Genomic DNA, 24,124 nt, shown 5'->3' with positions numbered 1-24,124 from the left:
GCATATGAAGTGCGCCATCTATCGGGGAGGCAATGGGAATTCGGCGGCTGGCCGCAGAGGCACGTGGCCAAGGGGTGGATCAGAAACCCAACGAGAGTTGTGCGTCGCGTATCAGCGTTGCGCGATTGATCAGTTCGAAAGCATGAGCACGGTCCCAACCACCCGGAACGATCTCTCGGACCCGCGCGGCACTCAGGAGGCGCGAGGTCCGCGTCGGATCCAGGTCGAGATGCTTCGCTATCTCCGAGGTTGCCGCGACCTCTCCGGCACGTTTGGCGACAAGCTCAAGGGGAAATAGCTTTGGATTGATGCCCGTGCTGGCGATACCGTCCAGCATGCCGGAACTCGTCGCCGAGCAATTCAACACTTCATAAGCATCGGATTGGCAGATGGTAGATGACAAGCCGCACAAAGAGGGCGCCCCCTTGGCGGCCACTTTTCCGATGAGATCTTTCGCGGAACTTTCGTCGATCTGAAGCCGCTTGGCTAACTGATTATCATCTCCCGGCTCGAGCTTTGCCGAAATTCGGCCAAGCGCTACCGCACTCAGGACTTCACCCCAGGGCTTCAGTCTACCCGAGACCAGTCGCATCAGATCATATAAAGCGACCGTCGCAACGTGAGGTGCGGGCTGCTTCAGAGATGTCTCATCGCAGAAGCGATCGGCGGCTTGTTTAGAGAAGAAGTAGCCCGATCCCGGCAGGCTGAGCGCGGTGGGGATGAGGTGCCCCCGTATTACGCATTGCTCGATGGCATATTTCGGAAGCCCGAAACGCGAGGCAACCGATGATGCGCTCACTCGGGTTCTCCACGCTTCAGCGAATGCCAGCAATTCTCGCACCTCGAAAGCGGGAAGCAATCTATTACCATGAGCGCGATACCTCCGGGTGATCAGGCACGCTTCCCACGCGGCGCGAAGCGTGTCGTCTTCCAACCCTGAAATCGCAGAAGCCTCTCTTAGCCCGACGATCCGATCGAGTTCGTCGCCACAAGTTGAGTGGTTCATTGCCCTGATGCTCGCGTATTCCGCCTCGGCCGCATCGATAGCCGGCTCTACTCCCAAGGCTGCGTAGCTCTGCATTAGCGGCGGAAGGGTCTGGCCTGTGGGTGATGCACTGAACTCGATGTCATCCAGACCAGTCGGCCAGCTTTGGACGGCCTTGCAAGCTCGATGGAGGCGGATCACCTGCGGGTCACCATCCTCTTCGGTGGAAGGGGCTTCCATGTGCTTCGCTAGCCCCAGGATCACGTCAAGCAGTGCCTGCGGATCAGCCCTCCCGAGATCACTCGGGAGTAAGTCGAAAACTGACGCGCGTTCCTTCTCCGTGCAGCGCACTAGACACGAGATAATCTCGAGTGCTGGCCGCAGTCCCTCGGATACGTTCGACGTCGATCTTTCGGCCAGCCTTCTCCCGCACTCGTCGCAACGATCGACGGGCGTGAGCGTCCTGACCCACCCCTGCGCCTGCGGAGGCTGCGATCGGCACGCATCGCAGTGTTGCAGCAGGATGTCCCAGGTCACCGGACAGAAGGGGAGGAACTTCAGCTCCCAAGCAGCGAGATGATATCCTCGGTCACGAAGGAACGTGGGCGAATATCTCCTTGCACGGCTTTCGATGCTGCCTGCGGGAACGATCATTCCGAAGTATTCCCGGGCTCCGTTCTCCTTTTCGGGATATTGTCTGGCGGCCACCTCTTCGCGCGTGACGCCAAGCGCCTCCGCGAGTGCGCCGATATCGATGTCGGGATCCTCGGAAACTAGCACCCGATTTCGGTGCTTGAGCCCGACTTCCCGCAGGACCGTCCAGCTGTTCGGCGCGCCGGCGAGTTCACAGGCTCGGGCCATGCCGCCTCGCAGGGATTCCCCATCTCTGAAGGAGAAGGAAACCCGGTCCCGATAGAGCAGCCGACGAGGAGCATCGTCTGTCGAACGTTCCCCACGCAGCAGTTCCTGCGAGATATCGGCCAGAGCGAGCATGCGTCAGGCTGCTTCGAGGAGGAGGCGCTCTAGCGGATTGGTATCGCACAGCCCGAGCGAGATCGACCAGTCATCGACTGCGACTACGAGATCGTCGACAGAGATGAAATCGCGGTCGTCGTGGATCGAGATGCGCAGCGCCTGTCTCACCACGCTCATGAGCTGGCCGATGATCCCGTCGCATGCCTGCCAGAGAGCCAGCGCCAGTTCCTCATCGGCGAGGCCGGTCGGTTCGGCAATGATGCCGATCCGGATCATCTCTTCATCGAGCTTTGACAGGAATCCGATCCACAGGTCCCTGTCTTCGTCGACTGCCCAGTCGAGTGCTCCGAGACGACACGGTGCCATGGTCCGCATGAGGAACTCTTGGTCCTTGCTGATCATCTCTTCTGCCTTTTCGGTCCCGAGCAGGACGATCCCCACGTGTCCGCCATTAAGCAGCGTCTTGAGCTCCGCCGTGAGGCGCGGGCCGTAGGCCGATCCCTTGCCTCCCTCGTGCGCTTCATCGATCATGAGGAGATCTGTGCGGGCATGCCGCATCGCCTCGCAGGCGCGATCACGGAGGATTTCGAGGTCCTTTGTCGCCGGGAAGCCTTCGCCGAGGATTTTCAGGATCGCGCGATACATGTCGCTCGGCCCGCCACCACTGCCGAAACTCATGAAGACGACCGGCCTAATTCCTTCCTCGGCGCCTTCGTTAGCCACGTCCACGAAGGTTTCAGCCGCGGTGGTCTTTCCCGTGTGTGGCGGGTCGAAGACACAGATCGCTGTCTGCCTGCGTCCTTTCATTGCACGTCCAAGATCCTGAGCCTCTTGAAAGGTCAGCATGGCTTCGAGCTGGCGGGGATAGGGAAGCCGGATCGTGTTGAATGCCGCGATCGCCCGGGTCGCAGCAGTCGAGCGCATGGCCACCTTTTGGTCGCGCAGCGACCGGAAGGCATCCTTGATCGCCGGAGAGATGGTCAACTGATCAGCTTCAGTGACATCCTGTATTTCGGCCTTTTCGCTTTTCTTGCTCATCACTTCTCCTTCCATGTAAGGCCTCTTCCCGAGGATCGACGCGGCGGCGCCTCTCGCCGCGTTCTCGAGTTCGCTCTGCCGTTTTCATTGCGCGCGCGGACCGGGACACCCCTCTTCTTCGCGCGCTGCATCTCTGCCCACGTCTTGGGCGTCTGCTTCGCCATTTTCCTGGGCCGCGGGGTCATGTCTCCCGCGTCCTTGCGCCGACTTCCCGCAAGGGCATTGTCGATGACGCACGCGTCCGGCTCGAACGGATGGATGTCCTGGGGGTCGGTATCGGTCCGGGTCTCAACAGCGGGGGTGTCCTCGCCTTCCTCGGGCGTGAGTTCGACGTAGCGCCGCAATGACGCCGCCGTCGATTTATCCGCCAAGGCTCGGCCGAGGAGCTTGCGGTTTTTCGCCGACGCTTTCTCGTTCACATTCGAGATCATGTCGAACAGCTTGGCGCGGAAAACCGCCTGCTCCTCCTTAGAGCAGAATTCGTCGGCCTCGATGTTCGCCAGCTCCATGCACTTCTCGTGCAACCAGACGGGAACGCCAGCCATGTCCGGATTGTCGCACTTGAGCGTCACCCACCGCTTGTGTTCGCCGAATGGGATCCAGAGATGGACTACCCCGAGGTCATCCGGATCGAATTTCAGCTTGCCACGTGCGGTGACCTTGCGGTGCGGATTTTGGTTCCTGCGGGGCTGCTTCGGTGTGACGTCTCCTTCGGGAATGGCGCCGCGCTCGAAGAGCCCGACGATCTCACCCATTTCATGGCACGAATACCGGTTGTGCATGAAAACGACCCCGGTCGCGTAGACGGCAGCGTCGAACTTCACGCAGCCCATGTTGCGATCGAACTCGTCGAGATCCGCGATGACATTGGGCGCGCGGGTAGCGGTGGCCTTGCGCCACATCAGGAGGGGTTGCCGGTTCACAGGCCCTTGTGCCTCGTGATGTTGTAGGTGAAGCAGGCCCGGTCGAGCAGTTCCCGCGCCTGCGAGATCGTGCAGAGGATCTGCTTGTCCGGATCGAATCCGAACTTTCGCATCAGGGCGATGTCGTAATTGTGGCTCGGAAGCTTCTTGAAGAGCATCTGGAGGATCGTCCCGATGGTCCTCTCGATGAGACCCTTATGCGTGGGATGCTCCTTCCCGGTGAAGTTGACCTGAATGTAGGCTTCCGCGCACGCGTCCTCGAAATGACGGGAGTGCGCGCCTGCGGAATTGTCGACCTTGATGCGGTCGGGACGTAGTCTGACGAAAGGCAGGTCCGGGAATTTCTCGAGCAGATCAGCGGGAACCTCCTTGATCGAGTTGGCGTGCCTGACGGTGCGCAGCAGGGAGGCACTCGAAGCCGCCTCGGCGCACAGATCCCATCCGACCAATGCCGTCGTGCTGCATTCGGCCATGAGGGTCATCGTTGCCGAACCCATGCCGATGCCGGTGTCGTCATCGACGAGGAAGACGTAGGGAACGGGCGTTTCATCCGCCTCGCATAGCGAACCGAACGACGGTCGCTCGCTGAAGCCACCACCACCGTAGCGCGCGCGCTTTCCCCTCTCGGTAGTCGCGAGGCCGAAAAGCTTCGGGGTGCGCATATCGCGGACCCGGCGCCAGAAGGTGGTGTAGTGAACGGCCTTATAGGGTGTCGACGGCCTGGGATATTCGGCGGCCTTGTCGCCGACGCTCCAGGTTCCGTCCTCACCTTCGACGAGCATCGGACGGTCCAGCGGCTTGCCGTTGCTGACCTTCCACAGGTCGGCCACGTAGCAGTCGTAGAAGCTCTGGATCTGATCCCGGTCATTCGCGAGACAGGCGGACATCATGTGATAGAGGATCAACTCGACCGGGTGTCTGCTGACGATCGAACGCAGGTAGCGACCGGCCATCGACACGCCATCGCGCGGCTTGCGCCTTCCCGGTTCCCCGCGTTCCCGCAGCCATTCGCGAACTGTGGTTGGGTGCGGCTCCCATCCCGTGGGATTTAGCGCAGCAATACCCGGCTGGGAGACCGCGCGGCGGATGACCGGAAACATGGCGTCGTCGGACAGGGAGCCGCAGTTGTCGTCGCAGAAGAGGCTGATCGCGACCCGCAGCGGCGATTTCGCGTCCATCGTCCGGCACTGCTCGGCGTCCAGTTCCATGTTTCGCGCAAGCCGCCGGCTTTCGTTGCTGGAGGGCTTCGAGCGGAAGATGATGCCGTCCTGTGCGAAGATGGCATTCATATCAGCCGTGGTGGGCTTGCGGGGATGTCCGTTATCGTCATCGACCATGAAGTCGGGATAGGAGGCGCCGTAGGGCGCGCGATATGTGACCGCGTGGTCGGGATCGACGCGTTCGAAGTAGTAATCGCGGCCGAGGATCTCGACGGGATCCCCTTTCTCTTGAGGGTAGGCGAGAGGTCTTGTCATGCTGCTATCCCTTCGAATCCCGGCAGCGGTCGCGACGCGACGATCGGCGTGGGACTTAGAATGGTGCGGTCGTGGAATGGCTTATCGAAGTCGACGGTGAACAGTCCGCCAGCGATGAGACGCTCGACGACCGCATTGCCGTGCTTGCGATCATGTTGAGCGACGAGGCTGATCAGGTCGCCCCATCCCATCTGCTGCATCTTCGCTCGGACTGCCTGCGCGCGTGAACTCTCATGGTTGGTCAGTGCCATTGCGCGACGTCCGAAGATGTTGGCGACGTTGTGTTCACGCCATCTCGAACCGCGAATATCCTCGAGGTAGCGGATGGAGAACTCCCAGCCACACCTGCGGACGAATTCCCGAACTCTCGCCAAGCTGACCTTGTCGTCGGTGCTGAGATCGTCCGGAGTGCGTTTGACCTCGACTATCTCGATCCGACCATCGCGGTAGAGGATCGCGAGATCGGGACGATAGGTGAAACGCGGCCCGCCGAATGCGATGTCGAATTTGTAGGGATGGCATTTGAACTGGACGATGTTGCCATCGACTTCGCACTGCATGGCGAGCAGTTCCTCTCCCCTTCCCTCGCCGACTTCCGTCATTCCGGTCTTCACCGACGGCATGCGGAAACGCAGATGGAGACCTCCGCGCGTCACCACTGGTCTCTCCGTCCCGCCGTGGCGGAACACCACGATGTGGCCGAGCGGAGGATTATCGGTCTCGCCAGTGCCGGTCCGAACAAGCCGGCGTCCGTCCGCTGGCTGGGCTTCATCCCGAAGATCGGGGATGGCCTGAGATCTTTGCGGATGGCTGATGGTCACGACACGGACCTCCCGCTGACCGGGGTCCACCGCCAAGGGGAGGTGCGCCGCGAACGCATCGCCGAGATGCTCGGGTGTCGGTTCCATCGCATCGGCGGGATGGAGCGGGCTGAACCAACTCGCGTAGCGGTGAGATCCGCCCGAACGTAGTTCGTGTGCCCATCTTCCGCATTTTTCCGCTCGGCAGATCCGCGATCATGATCGCGCTCTGAATGCTCGCTATCAGCGAACGGGCATTCACCCTTCGGCTTACTCTTGTTCGCCGGTGGTTCGATCTCAATGCTCATACGCACATCTCCCTTAGTGCGTTGGCATTTAGAAAGTGCGTTTCAGAAAAGCAAGGAGATTCGCATTGGCATGTAGAATTTTTGTGTTAACTCGGCAGGTATGGATGAGAAAACGACGTCAGCATCTTCGCTCGCCCACCACTGGCATATGGTGGCAAGCGAGACATGAAAGGCGGCGCATCGGTGTCGCTGCCCAGCTCGCTCCCGGCCACTGATGAAGAGGAGTGGAAGCTACTATCACCTTCCCGGCGCGATCTGGCGCGACGTCGGATCGATGCGATAGAAGGGTGGCGCGACGGGGAACTCGACATTGAAGAGGCATGCCGAACTGCGAACGTGAGCATCAGTCGCTTTTACAGGCTTGCGGCTGCCTGGCGCGACCACCCATCGCTTGGTTCTCTCGCGGTGCGCCGAGGGTCAGGCGCGTCAGCTCGGGCTCGACCGTCCAAAGGGGAGGTCGTGAACGCCCTTCAAGCCGTTGTTGGTAAGGTCGTTCGCGCCCACGCCGATGCGTCTGTCGCCCAGTTGACCCGCCACATGGTCGAAGCAGCTGGAGTTGATCCAACCTCCGCGCCGAGCCCAATGGTCTTGCGCCGTATCGTCGAGACAGAGATTCGGCGCGTCAAGGCTACGGGCGAGGCAGGTCACGCTCTGCGCTTCGATTGTTCGGCTATCAGCGCCCCGCAGGGGGATGGTCGGCCTTGGATCTTGTTCGTCGTTCTCGACGTGGGCACGCGGATGATACTCGGCTGGCATGTCGCGGAGAGCGCCGTAGCGCTCCCAGGCTATCAGCGAGCGGCTCGCGATGCCCTGGCGAAACTTGACGATCTGTCTCCACCGACCTGGGCAAGGCGACTGACCGAGGTGGAAATCAAGTCCGGGCTCGACAAGGAAGCGACTGCCAAGCTTGTCGAGCGCCTTGACGCAGCCATATCCGGCAATGTCCAGCACGCAGACAGCGACGCTCGCTTCGGTCGATATTTTAAGAAGCTGGTGGGCGGCAAGCTTGGTCTCCTGACCCTGACACCGGCAAGGACGTTGCGCGGAGATGCCCTGCCTCCGAACGGGGACATGACCCCTTGGTCGCGTTCGGAGCTTGAGGGCCATTTCGCCATCAGGGCAGCGGAGTATAATGATGAGGTCATGCGAGAGAAGCAGCCTCTAGCTTCCGACGCCTTGAGCGAGATCCCTGCGGAAGTGCTCGAACTCCTTCATATGGTTGCCGAGCCACAATGAATCGCCTCTGACATCGGGCGACCTTGGCTTCGGACTCAGCCTACGGCAATGTCGAAGGAAACCTGGTTGTATCCGCAACGACGGTTGTGATCGCTGACGGCCTGGTCGATTGTCGCCATTGCGAAATCTTCACTGATCGCCTCGTCCTGCCGGGAGAGGTTGGCCGCGGAGGTCTTCAACGCCTTCTGGATCTGAAACACGACGCGAATATCCGACAGCGCGCCTCCGAAGGTCTGCGACATGATCCGCTGGAGCGACCGCGGGTGGCTCTTCAAGTCATCGAGGCCATATACGCCCAGTGATGGGCGTGCCTCGTTTAGGTCATGCGGACTTAAAAGCAGTGGCCGGGCCATCGCCTTCGTCGAACGCTTACGAAGCAGATCATCGACCAGGGCTCTGACAGAGGCCGGCCGTGCCGGGTCGAAGGACACACGATGGGCGAGGATGCACTTTTCCGGCAACGCTACAGCCACAAGGACGAGTGGAAAGGTATCGGGATGCGCCTTCACCACCAACCGCGGCCACATTCTGCCAACCACGATGCGGGGAGCGCCCTCCGCATTCGCGGCCTGGGCTTGGCGCTGGCGTATCCAGTTGTAGATCGTTGGGCGGGACGGTGGCTTGGCTCCGACTTCGACGCAGCGCTGTTCGACGATCGGCGCCACTTTCGTCAGTTGCGCATCAGCGCCGCTTGCCTCGATGACTTCGGTCGCAATCGCCTTGGCACGTGGGTCGATGCCGTAGTTGCGCGTCGCTCTTCCCCGCTTGGTCACTACGAGCATCTTTGCATTCCGGTGTTCGCACCATGCCTTGACCAGCCGCTGAAACTGGTAACGCGTTATCCCGATCGAGCGAGCGAGGCGAATGGCATCCTCGCCGGTCGGAGACGGCAAGCTCAGATACTTGTCTATGGCGGCTAACCTGCGCTTGGCCTCGGGCACGCGCGTCGGCTCGATACCGGCAAAATCCGGTTCAGGCATTTTTCCACTCCTAACTATTACAACTGCAAACTTTGGCTCATTCCACTCCCCTCCACCCCAAGAGGGTTGTCGGGCGTCTGCGACCGCGCGCGTTCACCGCACCTCGGTGCGACGGCCATTGAATGGATCGGAAGGTCCGGTAAGAAGTCCGAATGTCGGCACTTCTTCTTCTCGCAGCCGCAGTCGGCGGGCCGGCGAGGCTTTCACCTGCACCCCCGAAGCCGTGTGGGACAGCGATGGGCCTGTATGGTGCGAGGAAGGTCCTCGTATCCGGCTCGCCGGCATTGCAGCGCGCGAGCTCGACGGCTCCTGTTCCGATGGTCACCCCTGCCCCGCAGCCGACGCGATGGTGGCGCGCGACGCATTGGTCGACTTGATCGGCCGCCCCACCGGCACCGGGCGCCACGGTCATGTCCTCGTAGCGGGTCCTGCGATGCGATGTGTTTCGACCGGTTCTGCAGGAGGCGATCGGACAGGCGCGTGGTGCATCTCGCCGAAGTCCGGTGACCTGTCTTGTGCTATGGTCCGCGGAGGTTGGGCAGCTCGGTGGGGCCGGTATTGGGGGAGGCACGAATGTCGCTGAGGGATTGGAGTGATCGGCAAGGCGAAGAGCCCAACTGGTCGATCAGGCTGGAGTTCGGGCTGGTCGCCGCGCTTGTGCTTGGATCACTGGTCATTGCAGTTGTCTCGCTCGTGTGGGCGGCCGCTGCTTCGGCCCATCCCGGAGGTCTCGCGGCCGACGGATGTCACAATGATCGCAAGAACGGTGGTCGACATTGCCACCGCGCTCAGGCCCCACAAGCACGGGAGCGTCCGCCAGCAAGCGGGGCTGTAAACTATGCGAATTGCGCCGCGGCGCGTGCTGCGGGGGCAGCACCGGTCAGGAGAGGCGACCCGGGATATGCGAGGCACCTCGATCGCGATGGCGATGGTGTCGGCTGTGAGTAGTTTTCGCCCGCGAGCGGGATGGTCGACGTGAAAGGACTTTGGCGCAGGCTCGCCGAACTCGCATCTACTCCGACAGCGGCAACCCCGCGGCACCCTCCCTCGCAACCCAAGAACCCTACGCGTTGCGCACTCGACTTCTTCTCCGATCGGTTTCTCACCATACGAGATCTTGGCTTTTTCGGGCAGTTTTCCCGCTCGCCGAATGGCCGCTATGTCGTTGGCTGGTCGGATCGCAGTCCGGATGGCAGTAGAGGCGGCCACCGGTATGACGGAGAGGGGCGATGGATCCTGCTCGAGGGCGATCGCCTGATTGCACAAGGCAACCTTCAGCGTCCCCAGGACGGGAAGGTCGCCGACGACGGCACGGTATTGATAAGCGACTGGTTGTTCGGGGATGGGCTCGACGGAGTGCTCGCTGGCTTCTCCAGCGAGGGACGGCAGCTTCTACACCACGCCCTAGCGGCCAACATCGACAATCACGCACTCTCTCCTAACGGAAGGATCGCGATCTGCCGGACGCTCAATTCTCCGGGGAGCAGTGATAGCTGCAAGCTGATCCTGTTTGATGTGCATGCGGGACGGGAACTCGCCCGATGGGATCCGGAATCCGTATCCATAGCCGGCTATGAATTCGATACCGATGCTGACCTGGTTCACGTCGTCACGGAGGACGGAGATCGCGCGGGTTATGACTTCACCGGTCGATTGGTGAATGCCACTGAGTGGCAGCGCGCTCGGATTGGACGCGGTGACCTCAACGTGATCAAGTCCGCCATCGAGCAGGCCGGGTCAGATGCTGCATCCGAAGACATCGCGGCGATTCTGCAGGGCCTCGCCGTAGCATGCAGCACCGACGCTGATTGGCTTCGTGCAAGAGCCTTTAGAGCAAAGGGCGAACTACTCGAGAAACTGGGTCGCGATGCCGAAGCGTTGGAAGCGTATGACAGCGCGCTGTTGCTTGACCCTCAGGTTGGCGTTTTCAGGCGTTCGGAAAAGTTGCGGCGCGCAGTTGGGGGGACGTCGAAGACGAAGCCACCGCCCAAGGGACGTCTGGAAAAGCAGGCTGACCGGTTCGGCATGAAGCATGAGGTCATCGAACTTGAAAAGGGCGAAAACAAGCTATGGAGGAGTGCCGCCTTCCGCGAATGGACGTCGATCGAGAATGCCGCGCTAGAGCACTACCTCGATGGAGGGTGGAGTGGGGCCGCAACCGAAGGAGGCTTGATCCTCACGGTTATCAAGGCCGCGTCCTTCGCTAAGCTGGCGGAGCGTAACGCCGATACCTACATCGAGGCGCTGTATGCGCAGAACGTCGCGTTCGATGAGGATCGATATGCCATCGGCGATCTGCTGGCGAACGTCAGGCGAGCGGACATCGGGCAGCTGCGAAGGAACTGGGCTCTGATATCCAAGAGTTCAGGGGAAGCCCCTGCATTCTATCCAGGCGTCTGGTGGGATGGCGTGGAAGGCCTCTTCAAGGCGCTCGGCAACGAACGCCTCGCCGCCATTGCGGATCGTTTTTCTTCTGCGCCCTACGACCTGAGAGCGGGCTGGCCGGATCTCACGCTCTGGCGCGGCGACGAGGTTCGGTTCGTCGAGGTCAAAGGCCCCTCTGACTCCATACACGCAAGCCAGGCGCGACTAGTCCGCGATTTGCTCAATCCGTTGGCGCATCACGTGACGCTAGCAGAAATCATACAGGCCACATGACCTTGGAGATGCGTGAACGTGAGAGAAATAAACACTCACTTCTTGTTCTTCCTCCAAGGAAACACCTCATGTTTACGGTCGAGCCAGACAAGGTAGAATACCGATTCCTCGATCACGCCATGCATTCGCGCTGTGTTGCTTCGATCTACTCGGATCTCATGCATTCGGTAGTCCTTCCCGATCGTGTCGGGTCTCGTAAAACGCTTCGCCGGTCGCACTTCGCCTCGATGCGGAGAGCAAAGACTGGAATTTCGAAGTGTCGTGACATCCATCGTTCGCAGTTTCTCGACGACACCGACGAAGCTCTTGAGATCAGCCTTGTTCCAGCTCGAAAGGCATTCCGTCTCTGCCCGGTAATGGGCGAAACTCACCGTTACCCCTTCATGATCTTCTAATGACCCCAAGGACGGGCGGGGATCTTGCCGGTCGGTGCGCATACGGCCCTTCTCGGAGTTATGCGGCATCCTTGATCTTCTCCCTGTAGAAGCTCTTCATGGCGGTCTTGGGGATGACCCTGTCGCTGGGTGCCAGAGGTGCGAGGCCCTTTCGAGCGGTGTGCCAGGGGCCGCCGGGCTCCTTGGCGAGTTCGTCCAGCTTGAACGGCATGTAGCAGCCATAATCCCTCTGGATGCATTCTAGCATCTCGAGTTTGCTACCCTTGATCGTGCGGCTGTTCTCGATGTCCGGTAAGCTCGCGACATCCATGCGCTCGAAGCGCTCGTAGATCGCGGGAATTATGGGACCTGTGCCCCAGGCCTCGAATTCCTCTTCGAACATTTCGTGTCCGGTGTTCGCCAGATACCAGGCCTGTGCGAAGTAAAGGAGCCGGTGGACAACGTCGGTGGTGATGACTTCACCCATCCTTCGGTCGATCCGATTGATAAACCAGTCTGCGACATCGTGGGCATCGATCTTACGGGCCATATCTTCCATCTCTTTGTTTTCCTTTCCAAGATGAACTTCAAATCCCGAAATTTCCGTAAAAATGGTCCTCGGTTTATCGATGGCTAGATCCAGGTGTCGCCCAATCGAAAAATGACGAAAGCGCCTGAAGGCTGACCGCCCAGCACGCCGAGCGTGTAGAAGGTGCTACGATTTCCCAAGGCGAGCCCGGTGTCCCCCTTCGAGGGAAGCGAACTGCTATCCGCGTCTTGCGGTCACGGCTCGCAGACGTCTGGCTGTGTGCTAGATGGCGCGAATGGCGGTTTATTTCATTCTGGAAGAGAACGACGCTGATTGGCGAATGAAGATCGGGCGATCACGCAACCCGCAGGGTCGCGGTCGCGCCTTGCAGACCGGAAACTCGCGGCCGCTCAAATTGGTCGGTTGGATTGACGACGGATCCGACGCTGTGACGGAGGCTCGTCTGCATGCCAAGTATGCTTGGGCCAATGTGAATAGAGGTAGCGAGGTCGCGGCGCGGGAATGGTTCTACCTGCAACCGGCCGATATTCTTGCCGATCTCGCACACGCGGGTCGTTTCGGTTTCGTTGCCAAGAACGCGGACGCGTTCGAGATTGTGGGCTACGACCGCGATGCGGTTCCCGAGTATGTCGGCGTCTGGGACTGGGCAGACTTGGAGATCGACGAATGCTGCCCGTTCTGCGGTTGCTTTTGCGGGATGCATTTCCAGGACGCATCCTGGATGTATCACTGCATGAATTGTGACGCATTGACCGATTTCGAGGGAGGCGGAAACCTTCCCTGATGTGTGAAACGCCGAAGGCGGGACGACGGCGACGTGAGCAGCTGACTGAGTTCGGCGGACCTGCGAACTTCTCATCTGTCCCAGGCGCTTGGCTGTCACATGCTGATTAGGGTCGTTCTTCCGACGCTAGCGCGCGGCGTTGCGGGCGACGCCCCTCCTGCGCCAATAATCGATTAAGTTTGGCCACGTCGCGCTCGATCCGACGCGTGAGACGCATGAGTTCATCGGCACGCTGCACCGGAGGCGGAGGATTCTGGTTCAGCCATGCATCCATAGCGTCATGCATGCCATTCGTAAGAGCTGCGGTTCCTCGCACGATCTTGCTGTAATGCGGCTGCGTTATTCCGAGCTGCTCCGCGACCGCGTGCTGGGTAAATCGACGCGCCAGGCGGGCGCGCTCCATCTTTTCCAGAAGACTTCTTGCTGCCGAATCGGAATGCATATAATATGCATATATGCATTCTTTATCCCTCTCAACCGACCAGATCGTCTACGCGTTGAAAGAAGAGGCATTCCTCGAATTGCGCTTGCCTCCCGCGTCCACCGGGGTCGGCATTTCGGACTTGCGATGGGGAATGCATGACCATCCCAAGACGCCGGCCTACTGGGCGGCGCAATCCTGGATGTGGGGGCTGGAGGCACCAAGGCATTACAAGCTCGGAAAGTCCTTGGAGGACGAATTGGTCGCTTGCCTTCTGGGGGGCTACGGCATCCCCGCCGAAGTCGGTATCGCCGCTTACGAGCGCATTAGATCCGAATGCGATGGACGTTACGAGGCCATGGCGGATGAGGGCTTTGTGCTGGATCTGCTGAGCAGGCCGCTCGAGGTCAGGGGGCGGAAGGTGCGTTACAGGTTCGCGCGGCAGAAGGCGCACTTCCTGGCATCTTCGTTTCAGGCTCTGCCGGAGATCGACCAGGGTCTTCCCGATCGTGCTCTGCGCGACGGGATTATGACCCTCAAGGGAATTGGCCCGAAGACGGCGTCGTGGGTCGTGCGCAACTGGCGGGACAGCGACCTGGTCGCCATCCTCGATATCCATATCGTTCGCGCCTGCGAACATATGGGCCTCTTCGAGCCCGGCTGGAGGGTGGAGCGCCACTATCTAGCCATGGAGGAAGCATTCCTCGCCTTTGCAGAGGTGATCGGAGCGCGCCCCTCGCTGCTCGATTCGGTCATGTGGAACGTCATGCGTGAACTGGCCAGGCAGCCAGTCATCGATCGCAGGCTGGAACCGACAGCCGATCTTCCTCTCTTTGCTTCGGTCAACTGAGTATTCCGCTGAAATGAACATGTTCGCGGTTGACGCGCGTGCACACCGGACATCATTCTTCCTTTCAAGGGAGAAGTATAATGTCTGGAAGAGGGCCGGATTCGGGAACGGATCACAATCGCAATTCGATCGGCAGCGGTGGCTCACCTGGTAGCGGATCCGGAGCGGGTGGGGGCTCCGATGCTGACGACTGCATCTTCGTCCAGACCGCGCCTCTCTCCAGTCCGGTCCCAGCCGTCGTTTCGGGCTTGAAGGTCGGCGATGTGCTTGAGGTGGATCTTCAGAATACTCCCTCCGGTAATCGCTTGGTGGTCAGCACCGCGGGCGGACAAGCTGCAGGTTCGCTCACACACCCCGGTCACTTGAAGATCATCCAGTGCATTGGCACCGGACACATCTACAAGGCGACGGTCGTCCAGAAGACGGGCGCCCTCATTGCCCTGAGGATTGAACCGAAATGACCGCTGTCGTCGGCGGTGTTTACGCCGAGGAATGCCTCGAACCGTTCTGGAACGATGTATACGGGTCGGGCGGCCGCGCGGCAGCCGCGCTTTCGGGCTGGTGCGATGATCTGAAGCTCGTCACCTATCGGTCATCGGCGTTGGCAGATGGGCTGGAAAACCTGTCGGCCATCTATGGTTTCCCGATCGAAGGCCCCGAGGTCCGGGATGCGGTAAGTTTTCGCTATATCCATTCTCTCGATGAGCCCAGGATCGCACCGCGGCCCGATTCCATTAGCGTCCACCCACCGATCGAAGTCAGCGGCGACGTCGTTCTACGGTTCGGAATGCTCGAAGGGGATGCGAGGGTGGAAGCCCGCCGGGCAGTATACGACCCGCAATCGGCCTTCGATCCCCGGCCGTTCCACGAGAATGGATCCACGGCAGACGAGCTCGCCTTCATCCTCAACGCTTTCGAGGCAAGGCGGCTGACGAACGAGACCGAGCCCGAACGCATGGTCGAAGCATTGATCAAGAAGCAGGATGCCAGCATCGTGGTTCTCAAGCTTGGCGGTCATGGAGCGATAGTCGCGACGCGAACTTCGCGAACCCGGGTTCCTGCCTACCGCAGCGACACGGTATGGAAGCTGGGCACCGGGGATGTCTTCTCGGCTGCTTTCACAAAGTTCTGGGCATGCGATGGCCTGGAACCCGCGGAAGCTGCCGATCTCGCTTCGAGGTCGGTATCCGTATATGCATCGACCCGCTCATTGCCGATCCCCGCGAAGAAGGAACTCGCGGCGCTGGACCTCTCGCCGGTCACACCTACGAGCGGACGGGTTTACATCGCAGCACCGTTCTTCACTCTGGCTGACCTCTGGCTCGTCGAGGAGATCAGGCAGCGTCTGCTCGACATGGGCGTTAGCGTATTCTCGCCGTTGCACGATGTTGGCTTGGGAACGGCGCAGGAGGTCGCGCTGCGAGACCTCGAGGGACTGGACCAAGCCGATGTAGTGTTGGCAGTCCTCAGCGGTTCAGATCCAGGGACGATATTCGAGGTCGGATATGCGGTGGCGAAAGGCAAGCCCGTCATCTGCCTAGCCCAGAACATGCGCGACGAGGATGCCAAGATGCCAGAGGGCAGCGGGTGCCTGATCGTATCGGATCTCGTGACCGCCATCTACCATTCGATCTGGGCGCTGGCGTGAAGGGACTGCTTCTCTCGGGCGGCATGGATTCGATTGCGCTTGCTTGGTGGCTGAGGCCCGAGCAAGCCATCACCGTCGATTACGGACAGCTTGCAGCGATCGCCGAAACGCGAACCTCGCGTCAGGTATGCGAGGAACTCGGCATCGGGCATACGGTCATCGACGCGAGATGTCCCGAGCTTGGCTCGGGCGACATGGCGGGCGACGCGCCGCACCAACTGGCGCCGGTTCCCGAATGGTGGCCATTCCGAAATCAGCTGCTGGCGACATTGGCCGGCATGAAAGCCGTTCAATTGGGCGTAACGGAGCTGATATTCGGGGCAGTTCGAGGCGACGGTTCGCATGCCGATGGCCTTCCCCGGTTCTTCGAAGACCTAAACCGGTTGATGTCCGGGCAAGAAGGAGGACTGAACGTGACAGCGCCCGCGATCGAAATGTCCACCGAAGAGCTGATCTTGAAGTCGAAGGTTCCGCGATCCGTCCTGGCATGGGCGCATTCCTGTCACACGGGCGAACTGGCCTGCGGCGACTGCAGAGGTTGCTACAAGAACGCGGAAGTGATCGCGAACGTGTATGGGGATCTTTAACGAGCCTCGACCGATCGAGGGCGTAGCAGCTCCGACGAGATCTTGGCCGGCGTTTGAGCACGCTATCCCCCTGACCCGGCGGATCCTGACCGGTTCTGACGGTTTCTTCGAGGTGTTGGCTCGGCGCCGCTCCGCGCTGGGAGGTTCTGTCAGCGAGCGCGAACTGTCCTCTGTTCTGTGGCATGCCATGCTTCTTCGAGAACGGAACCATAATTCGAGGTTCGGCGAGTGGGAGAGCCGCGCGGCCCCGTCCGCAGGGGGGCTCCATTCGCTCTGCATCGCCTGTCTGCCCGTCGACGGCTCGCCGTGGTGCGGACTATACGATCCCGAAGCACACGAACTTCGGAGCTCCTCCTCTTTCGAAGGCGCCATCTTGCTCAATCGCAACGAGATAGACGAGATTTTGAGTTCGAGGCACGGGATCACCCTTCAATTCATCGGTGATCGTCGACGCTACGAAGCGTGTTACCAACATTGGGAATCGCTGTTCTGGCGGGACGCAGGGGCACTTCTCGGAATCATCACGATGATCGCAACCGCGCTGGGTCTCGAAGCGTCGCCGGTTGGGCGAAACGGAAGAGACATCGTCGCCGCGGCTGGTTTCCCCACCGAATACCTGGCGGGCGGTGCAATCCACATCGGCTCTGCCGGGACAACCGACAAGATTGGCGAAGGGCATTAGGAAGCGGGCTATCCGCCTAATGGCGAGCCGGTTTCACCGTCTGTGTTGAGAAGCGACAAAGGGCGAAAGATCCGCGACCGATGTGATAATGTCGAAGGCCTGCCCCAATGCGGCATTGAATTGCATCGGGACCAATGACGATGTGACGAGCGCGGATACCAGAGAGATATCCCCGGCCTCCAGGCCGGTAACTTTCGCTAGGTCTTCTAGATGATCCCTCGACACCGCAATGCGGTCCGTGTGCTTGACCGTCGGCCCTCTTTTTGCATTCTCCGCCGACCTCGGTGAATATTCCGAGAGGCGTTCGGCGATTTCGCCGACCGTCCGGTCGGCGCGGAGGCGTTTGCATTCTATGGCGAAGACGCGGCCGTCAGCGGGTCGCCAAGCCAGCACATCGACGTCGCCGTTTCGCTTCGTGCCTCCCAGTCGCGTCATATCGACCTCGGCGATTGCCACCAGTCCCAGTGCTTCAAGGTCGTCTCTGACCTGCTGATTGAACGCGTGCCCCCTCTCATCAATGACAGCGCCTATCCAGCTCCGCATCTCATCACTGCGATAGAAGTCGACGGGCAGTCCGCCCGAATGCGCACGCAGAGCGTAGGTCAGGGCATGATCCAGGAGGATTGGAGACAGCACAAGTTCGGGATCGTCTCTACCGTCGAGATTTATGATCGGCCGCGCCAGAAGGCTGAGGCGCCGCGCATGGCGCCACGGCCACCAGTCCCTCGCGGTTGCGCCCTCGGGCTTCTTCTCGTTCCACTTGGACCGAGGTCGCAGCGACCATGTGTCGAGAAGGGCACCAATTCCGTCTTCATCGATTTCGAGCCTATCCTTGGCTAGCTGGATCAGTTCGGAACGACGCATCCGCACGATATCTCCGCCTCGTTCGAGTGCGATCAGACCGACATACGACACCATGTCGGCCATGCCCAAGGGATCGACGCCGTATTCGGCCAGGAACGCTGCATCGAATGCCGCGTCCCTCTTTTCCTCATACTCTTCCCGCTCCAATGGTTCTGAACGTCGATAGATATCAGCGTAGTCGCCGGCAGCGGCCTCGAATTGCTCTTGGGAGGACGCTCGCAGGTAAGGGGTATGAACTTGTTCGGCGAAATCGTTTTCGAAGCGGAGGGTGCCATTCGGCATCACCGCGAGTTCGGAAGCGAAGCCATGGTGGATCTCGTCACTTCGAGAGGCGATCGCATTCATCAAGGAGATTTCCGCCATCATCTGATCAAAGTCGTAGACCGAGCACTCGCGCCCATGCTCCGTAGGCGAGGTGCACAACGCCATTTCAGCCAAGACCCGTGAGCACAGTCCGGCTTCGGCTCGCTCGCTTTCAAGGTTGATGGCGACCCGGACACCCTCTTCGGGGGGATGGAGGGAGAGAACCGCTGCAGCCGTCGTTCGCCATCGGTTCCTGTCCTTGTCCACCGCATGATGATTGCGAAGCGCCATCTCGATGACGTTGGCCCTGTCCAGGTCTTTAAGCCTCGTTCGGATACTGGCCCATAGATCGTCCACCAAACCAGCGAGGAACTTGGTTGCTTCGAGGCCGCGAACTACATTCGTTTCGTCGTCGGCCCCGACGCTGGCCAATCCGACTTCGGCCCACGCCCGGACCTCCGGTTGCACCTTCCGAAGCGGATGATGGACGGCACTCGCGATCACCATCTGCGTGGTCGTCGCAGCGTTGAACACGTGAAGATGGCGCGCTGCGTCATCCTTGACTATCTTGCGTTCCATCGCATCAGCGCACGCAGCCGTGTCTTGGTTTGCCAGGCCGGCGGCACCCGAGGCGATCGCCCGCACCATCCATCGGTCGCCCTGATTACCCGGTTGGCCGAAAGAACGAAGATAGGGTTCAGCACAGGAGATCCGGATCGTCCCGCCTCCGATAGAGACATTGGGCGGCTCGATTTTTCCTTCATCTGCCAGCAGTTCCTGCTCATCAATCCGTCCGAATGTCAGGACTACCTCGACATGCCCCGGCAATTCTTCACCCAGATGGATTTCGAGTTCTGGCGCAAGCGGGATGAGCCAGTTCTGTGCCATGTCCCATACTCGAAAGGGGAGCGATCCGGCAGTGATCGGGTCAATGACCTCTACCGTCAGCCACCACATTGTCCTGCTGCCCTCTATTGCGACTGCAGGGTGACCATGACGCAGATCGTCAACGCTCACGAACGCGCTTTCGGAGCTGGCCGCCTCGAACAGGGGCAACGCGGAAGGGCGCTGCACCTCCGCCCGATAGCCTCTCGAAGGACGTGCAACGCTATGCTTGTCGAGCGCCTGCCTAATCCGGATGCGCAGCTTGCTGAGATGATCGGTTCCCATCTGGATCATGGATGGCGCCGAGTGATCGACCTGCTCGGGCAGAAGCGTGAAATCCTGCTCTTCGACCATGCCGTAGAGGTTCATGAACCCATTCGGATTGAACAGCTGGATGCCTCGCCGTGCGAGTTGATCCTCCTGCTCGAGAATCCTGAAAATGCGCAGTGCATCGATCTCCCCGGCGGATGCCAGTAGCGAAAGGTCGTCGTAACCAAGCCCGACGATCTGCCAGTCGTCTGGAGGTCTTCCGTGATCGGCGACCACACCGCGGCCCTGTCCACCGAAGACCAGCAGCGTCATGCCGCGCAAGTAGTCATCGCGCGCGCTGCACTCTGCCGCTGCTTGCGTCATCAGCCTTCGGACAGGCCCTGAAACGTCCTGGACCGAACGGAAGCCTTCCGCGATTACGTCATCTGGGCGGTCCGGCACGAATATGACCTGACAATAGGCTCCCGCATCGAACCTGCATAACTGGACTACGCAGTGACTTTCGACATCCGACCAGGGTGGAGCGGCGGGGCTCAGGTCGAGTCCGCGCACGGCGTCCCCTACCGCCCCCAAGAATTGATGTTCGGTTAGATGTCCTTCGTAAGCATCCCCCGCTTGGTTATCCCTCGCGAGTTCCAGTGCGCGGCGGCGGACCGCCGCGCCAATTGCCGTGGGAAGCAGCACCAGGATGCCATCTTCCGTCCGCGAGACGGGCCGCCGCTCAAGGCTCGTCCAGTTGATGGTTTCGTTGCGCAACAGCTGCGGATCGACGCGCGAGAAGTCGAAAGGGAGAAGGTCGAACGGTTCCACACCAATCGCGCGCAGTTCCGCCTCGGTGAAAGTGACAGCTGCGCATGCACGTAGTGCCTTCGCGGTATCGAACCGAAACCGGTCACGCGGCTTGCCCTCACCAGCTTGGTAGCGTCGCAGTCCTGCTCGCTCCGCTACCGCCTCGCCAATTGCCAACAACGCGTTTGCCTGACGCATTCCGTGCTGGGCCCATTCGTGACCATCTGCGATTGCACTGTTGAGCGCAGAGAGACAGCTCTGGGTATAGGCGGCGTTCGCTTCCCAGGTTCCTTCTAGGATGCGGAAGTCGCCGGCCCCTGTGGTGATGTTGGAGACGAAGACGTCTTCGGAGGGATCCTCCAGACGCCATACGGACCCGCGCGCGAGGTCATCATTGAGGAAATCGCGGATCCGCGCAGCCGAGGGTTCTTCGTGTCCATCGCAATGCGCAGCCGCCAAGTGGGCGAGCACCTCCAGTCGAAGTATACCGCCTTGAAGACCGGCATCGAACATGAGCCCTGCGACCATGCCGCAGGTTGCGTTTCGATCGAGCTTGCGCAGCCGTCGGCACAGCCGCTCATGCGTCGCCGTCAGAGATTCGATGTCGAGGACCGCTCCCGCCGTCGCCATTGCTTCCAGTTCCATGCCATGTAGATGGCTGGGCTTGTCGCGATAGGCAATTGGGCTTGCTCGTCCGGTAATGAGGCTACGGTATGCTCCGCGTGTCCTGACAAGATGAGTGCCTCGAGAATATGAGATGGGATCGGTTGAGTTTTTTCGAGCCGCTCAGCACGATTAGACCACCGCGCTGTAATGAAATCACATTTCGTCTTTTAAGATTATTCTTTCGTAGCGGTGCTCCTGCTGCTAACGGACGACCGATGACCCGGCTCTTCGCCCGCTCCCTCGTGCTGCAGCTCGTCACGCTGTGCACTGCATTCAGTGTCCTGTGGGCGCCGGTGGCGGATGCGGCCGAATGCGCGGGAGAGCCTCCGGTAGCATCCCAGCTCGAGCAGCACGATGAACCCGGCAATGATGACAGGGGGCCTGAGAAGCACGGCGCCTGCGCTCATGGCCATTGCCATCATGCTTCGCAGGCTGTCGGACGGTCGTCTGACGCCTTCATCTTGGGCTCGGTGATGAGCGGCCTACGCGCTGGCGACCAGCCCTCGTTCGCGTCCAATCTGACCGAACTCGCAACCCCTCCTCCTCGCGCCTGACGTTCGCCGCGCGTCGGACCTGTTTTCCGACGCCGAACTGAACGTCAGCAGAGGAATACCCATCCATGTTCGCCATATCGTGGCGAGCAGCCCCCGTCTGGGGGCTGATACTCGCCCTGTCCACGGGACCTGCCAGCGCGCAGGACCCGCGTGTCGTCACGCTCGACGACGCCCTTGAACTCAGCGGGGTCGCCGCTGAGGCCGACACCGCCATCACCAACCCCCGCCTCGTGGGGCCCCGCGCTGAAACCGACGCGGCGGTCGCGCTTGTCGATCAGGCTCGCCTGAGCCCGAACCCCGAGATCTCGTTCGACGTCGAGAACGTCGCCGGCAGCGGCGCATTCTCGGGTCTCCAGTCTACCGAATATACGCTCTCCGTCGGCCAGCGTCTCGAACTCGGCGGCAAGCGATCCGCGCGGATCGGTGCGGCAGAAGCCCAGGCCGAACTGGCATCTCTCAGGGCCGACCTTACCACGGTCGAACTGGGACAGCTGGTGCGCGAGCGATATCTCGCAGCTGCTGCAGCGGCTGCGCGGGTCGAACTTGCCGAAGATGTCGTGGCGCGTAACGAGGAACTGGCTCGCATTGCTGGTGTCCTTGTAGAGGTTGGCCGCGAGCCGCCTCTACGCGCATTGAGGGCGGATGCGGCCCTTGCCGAAGCGCGCGCGCGCCTGGTTGAGGCAGAGGCGGAGAGTCTGTCGGCTCGAACAGCGCTCGCAACTCTATGGGCCGGCGGTGAAGCGCCGCTCGTTCCGGCGGAATTTCCGGATATCCTTCCGCCGCCTTCGTTTTTGTCCGAGGCGCAGGAAAGCCTCACATACAGGGTCGCGCGAGCTGAGAGCACTGCTGCTGCGGCGGAAATCGAGCGGCAGCGAAGTTTGCGTATTCCCGATCCGACGGTCTCCGCGGGCGTGCGGCGCTTCGGGGAAAGCGGCGATAATGCCTTCCTCGTCGGCGTTTCGATCCCCCTTCCTTTTCGGGACCGGAACCAGGGCAACATCGCTGCTGCCGAGGCTCGGTTGCGTGCAGCGAACGCTCGCGAAGCGGTGGCTCTCGCAGACTACGAGCAGGCGGTCGCCACGGCCCGGGCAAGGTATCTTGGTGCCGAAGCGCGCGTCGAAACCCTGTCGCAGACATCGCTCCCGCAGGCGGAGGAGGCGCTGCGCCTCGTTCGCATCGGATATCGCAACGGACGTTTTCCCCTGATCGAAGTTCTCGCGGCCGCAGAGGCACGTGACACGATCCGCGAGGCGCTCATCGCCGCCCGCGAACAGAGGGGCCTGGCCGCAGCCGAACTGATCGGGCTGGCCGCACAATGAAGGATACATCAATGACACGCAGAAAACTGGCGATCCTCGTCGGTATCGTCATCGCGGTTGGCGCTATGGCGCTGATATTCTGGCCAACCTCCGAGGTCGACGACCATCCAGGTGAGGATGACCATGCGCAGGAAGAAGCTTCGACCGAGACACCTGAAGGGGTGATCACGCTTAGCGAAGAGCAGATTAGCGAGGCCGGGATACAGCTGGCCTCCGTCCGGTCTGGAGCCGCTGTCGAGCTTGTCTTTCCGGCGACTGTCGCGGCGAGCCCCACAGCCTCCGCTCGGATCGACGCCCGCGCCTCGGGGGTCGTCCGCTCCGTCGGCAAAACGCTGGGCGATTATGTGGCGCGCGGCGAGACCGTCGCCCGCATCGAAAGCGCGGATGCCGCTGCACTCGCCTCCCAGGTGAGCGCAGCGCGCGCTCGGGTGAGCGAGTTGTCTGCCGCCTACGAACGCGAGCGGCGTCTGTTCGAGGAAAATGTCACGGCCCGCCAGGATCTGGAAGCCGCGCGGGCCAATCTCAGCGTGGCACGTTCGGAACTTCAGCGGGCGCAGGCCGCGGTAGCGGCAGCTGGCGTCAGCGGCGACGGGCGTTCGCTGGCGGTCACCTCTCCCCTGGCCGGCAGGATCACCGCGGCACCGATTGTGCTCGGGGCCTTCGTGGATGCCGGCGAGGAACTCTACCGCGTGGTCGATCCCAATGGACTCCAGATCGAGGTGGCGCTGCCTTCGGCCGAAGCCTCTCGCATTCAACCTGGTGACGAGGCCGTGCTGGTGGTCGGCGACGGTCGGGAAATTGGGGCCCGGGTTCGTTCGGTCACGCCTTCGCTCGATCCGGAGAGCCGCAGTGCGACTGCGGTCCTGTCGTTATCGCGCGGCGTTCCGGGGCTTCAGCCGGGTGCCTTCCTTCAGGCGCGGATCAGGCCTTCGGGCGAGATCGACCGCGACCGTATCGCGGTGCCGGAGGACGCCATCCAGGTGGTTGAAGGACGCGACGTGGTCTTCGTCCGGACGAAGACCGGCTTCCAGGCTCGCGAAGTTGAGCTTGGAACACGATCCGCTGGTCAAGTGACGATCCTTTCCGGTCTTCAGGAGGGATGGCGGATCGCTGTCGCCAATGCCTTCCTGCTCAAGGCCGAACTCGGGAAGGAGGGCGCGACCCATGGTCACTGAGACTCAGAACGAGCCCGCCGTGGAT

The 24,124-nt window shown here is 61.0% G+C and carries 20 protein-coding genes; 11 read left to right on the top strand and 9 right to left on the bottom strand.

Annotated elements, in window-relative coordinates:
- Window positions 1-79 precede the first annotated feature (79 nt).
- Genes AAG612_RS12175 through AAG612_RS12155 form a run of 5 tightly spaced genes read right to left on the bottom strand, consistent with a single transcriptional unit; the run spans window position 80 to window position 6,304 of the window.
- Window positions 80-1,978 (bottom strand): hypothetical protein, encoded by a 1,899-nt coding sequence (locus AAG612_RS12175; protein ID WP_342510435.1) that lies wholly within the window; start codon window positions 1,976-1,978, stop codon window positions 80-82.
- A 3-nt stretch (window positions 1,979-1,981) separates the two neighbouring features.
- Complete coding sequence (locus AAG612_RS12170) at window positions 1,982-2,998, bottom strand: TniB family NTP-binding protein (protein WP_063512799.1); 1,017 nt, start codon at window positions 2,996-2,998, stop codon at window positions 1,982-1,984.
- On the bottom strand, window positions 2,998-3,900 hold the full coding sequence (locus AAG612_RS12165; RefSeq protein WP_342510431.1) for a hypothetical protein: 903 nt from the start codon (window positions 3,898-3,900) through the stop codon (window positions 2,998-3,000). The genes AAG612_RS12170 and AAG612_RS12165 overlap by 1 nt, the downstream gene beginning before the upstream one ends.
- A gap of 17 nt (window positions 3,901-3,917) precedes the next feature.
- Window positions 3,918-5,396, bottom strand: coding sequence for a DDE-type integrase/transposase/recombinase (locus AAG612_RS12160; protein ID WP_188642662.1), 1,479 nt, complete (start codon window positions 5,394-5,396; stop codon window positions 3,918-3,920).
- Window positions 5,393-6,304: a hypothetical protein gene (locus AAG612_RS12155; protein WP_188642661.1), complete on the bottom strand. Its 912-nt coding sequence runs from the start codon at window positions 6,302-6,304 to the stop codon at window positions 5,393-5,395. The genes AAG612_RS12160 and AAG612_RS12155 overlap by 4 nt, the downstream gene beginning before the upstream one ends.
- Before the next feature lie 659 nt (window positions 6,305-6,963).
- Here AAG612_RS12155 and AAG612_RS12150 point away from each other — a divergent pair.
- Window positions 6,964-7,740 (top strand): hypothetical protein, encoded by a 777-nt coding sequence (locus AAG612_RS12150; RefSeq protein ID WP_188642660.1) that lies wholly within the window; start codon window positions 6,964-6,966, stop codon window positions 7,738-7,740.
- A 35-nt stretch (window positions 7,741-7,775) separates the two neighbouring features.
- Here the strand turns inward: AAG612_RS12150 and AAG612_RS12145 are convergent, their stop codons facing one another.
- The gene (locus tag AAG612_RS12145) at window positions 7,776-8,720 is read right to left on the bottom strand and encodes a hypothetical protein (RefSeq protein ID WP_342510425.1); all 945 of its coding nucleotides are present in this window, start codon (window positions 8,718-8,720) and stop codon (window positions 7,776-7,778) included.
- Between the two features lie 573 nt (window positions 8,721-9,293).
- On the opposite strand from AAG612_RS12145, the gene AAG612_RS12135 reads away from it, so the two are divergent.
- Window positions 9,294-9,668, top strand: coding sequence for an excalibur calcium-binding domain-containing protein (locus tag AAG612_RS12135; RefSeq protein ID WP_342510424.1), 375 nt, complete (start codon window positions 9,294-9,296; stop codon window positions 9,666-9,668).
- A gap of 18 nt (window positions 9,669-9,686) precedes the next feature.
- Entirely contained in the window at window positions 9,687-11,378 is a 1,692-nt protein-coding gene (locus AAG612_RS12130; protein ID WP_342510422.1) for a VRR-NUC domain-containing protein, read from the top strand.
- A 453-nt stretch (window positions 11,379-11,831) separates the two neighbouring features.
- Here AAG612_RS12130 and AAG612_RS12125 read toward each other — a convergent pair whose 3' ends face one another.
- Window positions 11,832-12,302 (bottom strand): Panacea domain-containing protein, encoded by a 471-nt coding sequence (locus AAG612_RS12125; protein WP_342510420.1) that lies wholly within the window; start codon window positions 12,300-12,302, stop codon window positions 11,832-11,834.
- A gap of 274 nt (window positions 12,303-12,576) precedes the next feature.
- Between AAG612_RS12125 and AAG612_RS12120 the strand changes: the two genes are divergently transcribed.
- A complete protein-coding gene (locus AAG612_RS12120; RefSeq protein WP_342510417.1) occupies window positions 12,577-13,086 on the top strand; it encodes a GIY-YIG nuclease family protein in 510 nt (169 codons plus the stop codon).
- Window positions 13,087-13,192: 106 nt separating this feature from the next.
- Here the strand turns inward: AAG612_RS12120 and AAG612_RS12115 are convergent, their stop codons facing one another.
- A complete protein-coding gene (locus AAG612_RS12115; RefSeq protein WP_342510415.1) occupies window positions 13,193-13,528 on the bottom strand; it encodes a helix-turn-helix domain-containing protein in 336 nt (111 codons plus the stop codon).
- A 13-nt stretch (window positions 13,529-13,541) separates the two neighbouring features.
- Here AAG612_RS12115 and AAG612_RS12110 point away from each other — a divergent pair, with 13 nt between their 5' ends.
- From AAG612_RS12110 to AAG612_RS12095, 4 genes are all read left to right on the top strand, one after another.
- Entirely contained in the window at window positions 13,542-14,357 is an 816-nt protein-coding gene (locus tag AAG612_RS12110; protein ID WP_342510413.1) for an 8-oxoguanine DNA glycosylase, read from the top strand.
- A 457-nt stretch (window positions 14,358-14,814) separates the two neighbouring features.
- Window positions 14,815-16,005, top strand: a complete 1,191-nt coding sequence (locus tag AAG612_RS12105) for a PfkB family carbohydrate kinase (RefSeq protein ID WP_342510411.1) — start codon at window positions 14,815-14,817, stop codon at window positions 16,003-16,005.
- On the top strand, window positions 16,002-16,592 hold the full coding sequence (locus AAG612_RS12100) for a 7-cyano-7-deazaguanine synthase (RefSeq protein ID WP_342510410.1): 591 nt from the start codon (window positions 16,002-16,004) through the stop codon (window positions 16,590-16,592). Before AAG612_RS12105 ends, AAG612_RS12100 begins: the two co-directional genes overlap by 4 nt.
- Before the next feature lie 373 nt (window positions 16,593-16,965).
- Window positions 16,966-17,274, top strand: coding sequence for a hypothetical protein (locus AAG612_RS12095; RefSeq protein WP_342510408.1), 309 nt, complete (start codon window positions 16,966-16,968; stop codon window positions 17,272-17,274).
- A 33-nt stretch (window positions 17,275-17,307) separates the two neighbouring features.
- Here the strand turns inward: AAG612_RS12095 and AAG612_RS12090 are convergent, their stop codons facing one another.
- Window positions 17,308-21,030 (bottom strand): hypothetical protein, encoded by a 3,723-nt coding sequence (locus AAG612_RS12090; protein ID WP_342510406.1) that lies wholly within the window; start codon window positions 21,028-21,030, stop codon window positions 17,308-17,310.
- A gap of 236 nt (window positions 21,031-21,266) precedes the next feature.
- Between AAG612_RS12090 and AAG612_RS12085 the strand changes: the two genes are divergently transcribed.
- The 3 genes from AAG612_RS12085 to AAG612_RS12075 all read left to right on the top strand — a co-directional run bounded on the left by AAG612_RS12085 (window position 21,267) and on the right by AAG612_RS12075 (window position 24,099).
- Complete coding sequence (locus AAG612_RS12085; RefSeq protein WP_342510403.1) at window positions 21,267-21,605, top strand: hypothetical protein; 339 nt, start codon at window positions 21,267-21,269, stop codon at window positions 21,603-21,605.
- Between the two features lie 65 nt (window positions 21,606-21,670).
- Complete coding sequence (locus tag AAG612_RS12080; RefSeq protein WP_342510401.1) at window positions 21,671-22,924, top strand: TolC family protein; 1,254 nt, start codon at window positions 21,671-21,673, stop codon at window positions 22,922-22,924.
- Window positions 22,925-22,989: 65 nt separating this feature from the next.
- Complete coding sequence (locus AAG612_RS12075; RefSeq protein ID WP_342510399.1) at window positions 22,990-24,099, top strand: efflux RND transporter periplasmic adaptor subunit; 1,110 nt, start codon at window positions 22,990-22,992, stop codon at window positions 24,097-24,099.
- The last annotated feature ends 25 nt before the right edge of the window (window positions 24,100-24,124 follow it).

The sequence above is a fragment of the Citromicrobium bathyomarinum genome, from assembly GCF_038594605.1.
In the GTDB taxonomy this organism is placed as follows: Bacteria; Pseudomonadota; Alphaproteobacteria; order Sphingomonadales; family Sphingomonadaceae; genus Alteriqipengyuania; species Alteriqipengyuania bathyomarina_B.
Note: the sequence above shows the minus strand (reverse complement) of the source record. Positions and strands in the feature narration are given on the sequence as shown.

Bases quoted from the DNA above. Each gene is read 5' to 3' on its own strand.
- AAG612_RS12175 (WP_342510435.1), bottom strand. From the start codon at position 1,978: ATGCTCGCTCTGGCCGATATCTCGCAGGAACTGCTGCGTGGGGAACGT.
- AAG612_RS12170 (WP_063512799.1), bottom strand. From the start codon at position 2,998: ATGAGCAAGAAAAGCGAAAAGGCCGAAATACAGGATGTCACTGAAGCT.
- AAG612_RS12165 (WP_342510431.1), bottom strand. From the start codon at position 3,900: ATGTGGCGCAAGGCCACCGCTACCCGCGCGCCCAATGTCATCGCGGAT.
- AAG612_RS12160 (WP_188642662.1), bottom strand. From the start codon at position 5,396: ATGACAAGACCTCTCGCCTACCCTCAAGAGAAAGGGGATCCCGTCGAG.
- AAG612_RS12155 (WP_188642661.1), bottom strand. From the start codon at position 6,304: ATGGAACCGACACCCGAGCATCTCGGCGATGCGTTCGCGGCGCACCTC.
- AAG612_RS12145 (WP_342510425.1), bottom strand. From the start codon at position 8,720: ATGCCTGAACCGGATTTTGCCGGTATCGAGCCGACGCGCGTGCCCGAG.
- AAG612_RS12135 (WP_342510424.1), top strand. From the start codon at position 9,294: ATGTCGCTGAGGGATTGGAGTGATCGGCAAGGCGAAGAGCCCAACTGG.
- AAG612_RS12130 (WP_342510422.1), top strand. From the start codon at position 9,687: ATGGTCGACGTGAAAGGACTTTGGCGCAGGCTCGCCGAACTCGCATCT.
- AAG612_RS12125 (WP_342510420.1), bottom strand. From the start codon at position 12,302: ATGGCCCGTAAGATCGATGCCCACGATGTCGCAGACTGGTTTATCAAT.
- AAG612_RS12120 (WP_342510417.1), top strand. From the start codon at position 12,577: ATGGCGGTTTATTTCATTCTGGAAGAGAACGACGCTGATTGGCGAATG.
- AAG612_RS12115 (WP_342510415.1), bottom strand. From the start codon at position 13,528: ATGCATTCCGATTCGGCAGCAAGAAGTCTTCTGGAAAAGATGGAGCGC.
- AAG612_RS12110 (WP_342510413.1), top strand. From the start codon at position 13,542: ATGCATTCTTTATCCCTCTCAACCGACCAGATCGTCTACGCGTTGAAA.
- AAG612_RS12105 (WP_342510411.1), top strand. From the start codon at position 14,815: ATGACCGCTGTCGTCGGCGGTGTTTACGCCGAGGAATGCCTCGAACCG.
- AAG612_RS12090 (WP_342510406.1), bottom strand. From the start codon at position 21,030: ATGGAACTGGAAGCAATGGCGACGGCGGGAGCGGTCCTCGACATCGAA.
- AAG612_RS12085 (WP_342510403.1), top strand. From the start codon at position 21,267: ATGACCCGGCTCTTCGCCCGCTCCCTCGTGCTGCAGCTCGTCACGCTG.
- AAG612_RS12080 (WP_342510401.1), top strand. From the start codon at position 21,671: ATGTTCGCCATATCGTGGCGAGCAGCCCCCGTCTGGGGGCTGATACTC.
- AAG612_RS12075 (WP_342510399.1), top strand. From the start codon at position 22,990: ATGGCGCTGATATTCTGGCCAACCTCCGAGGTCGACGACCATCCAGGT.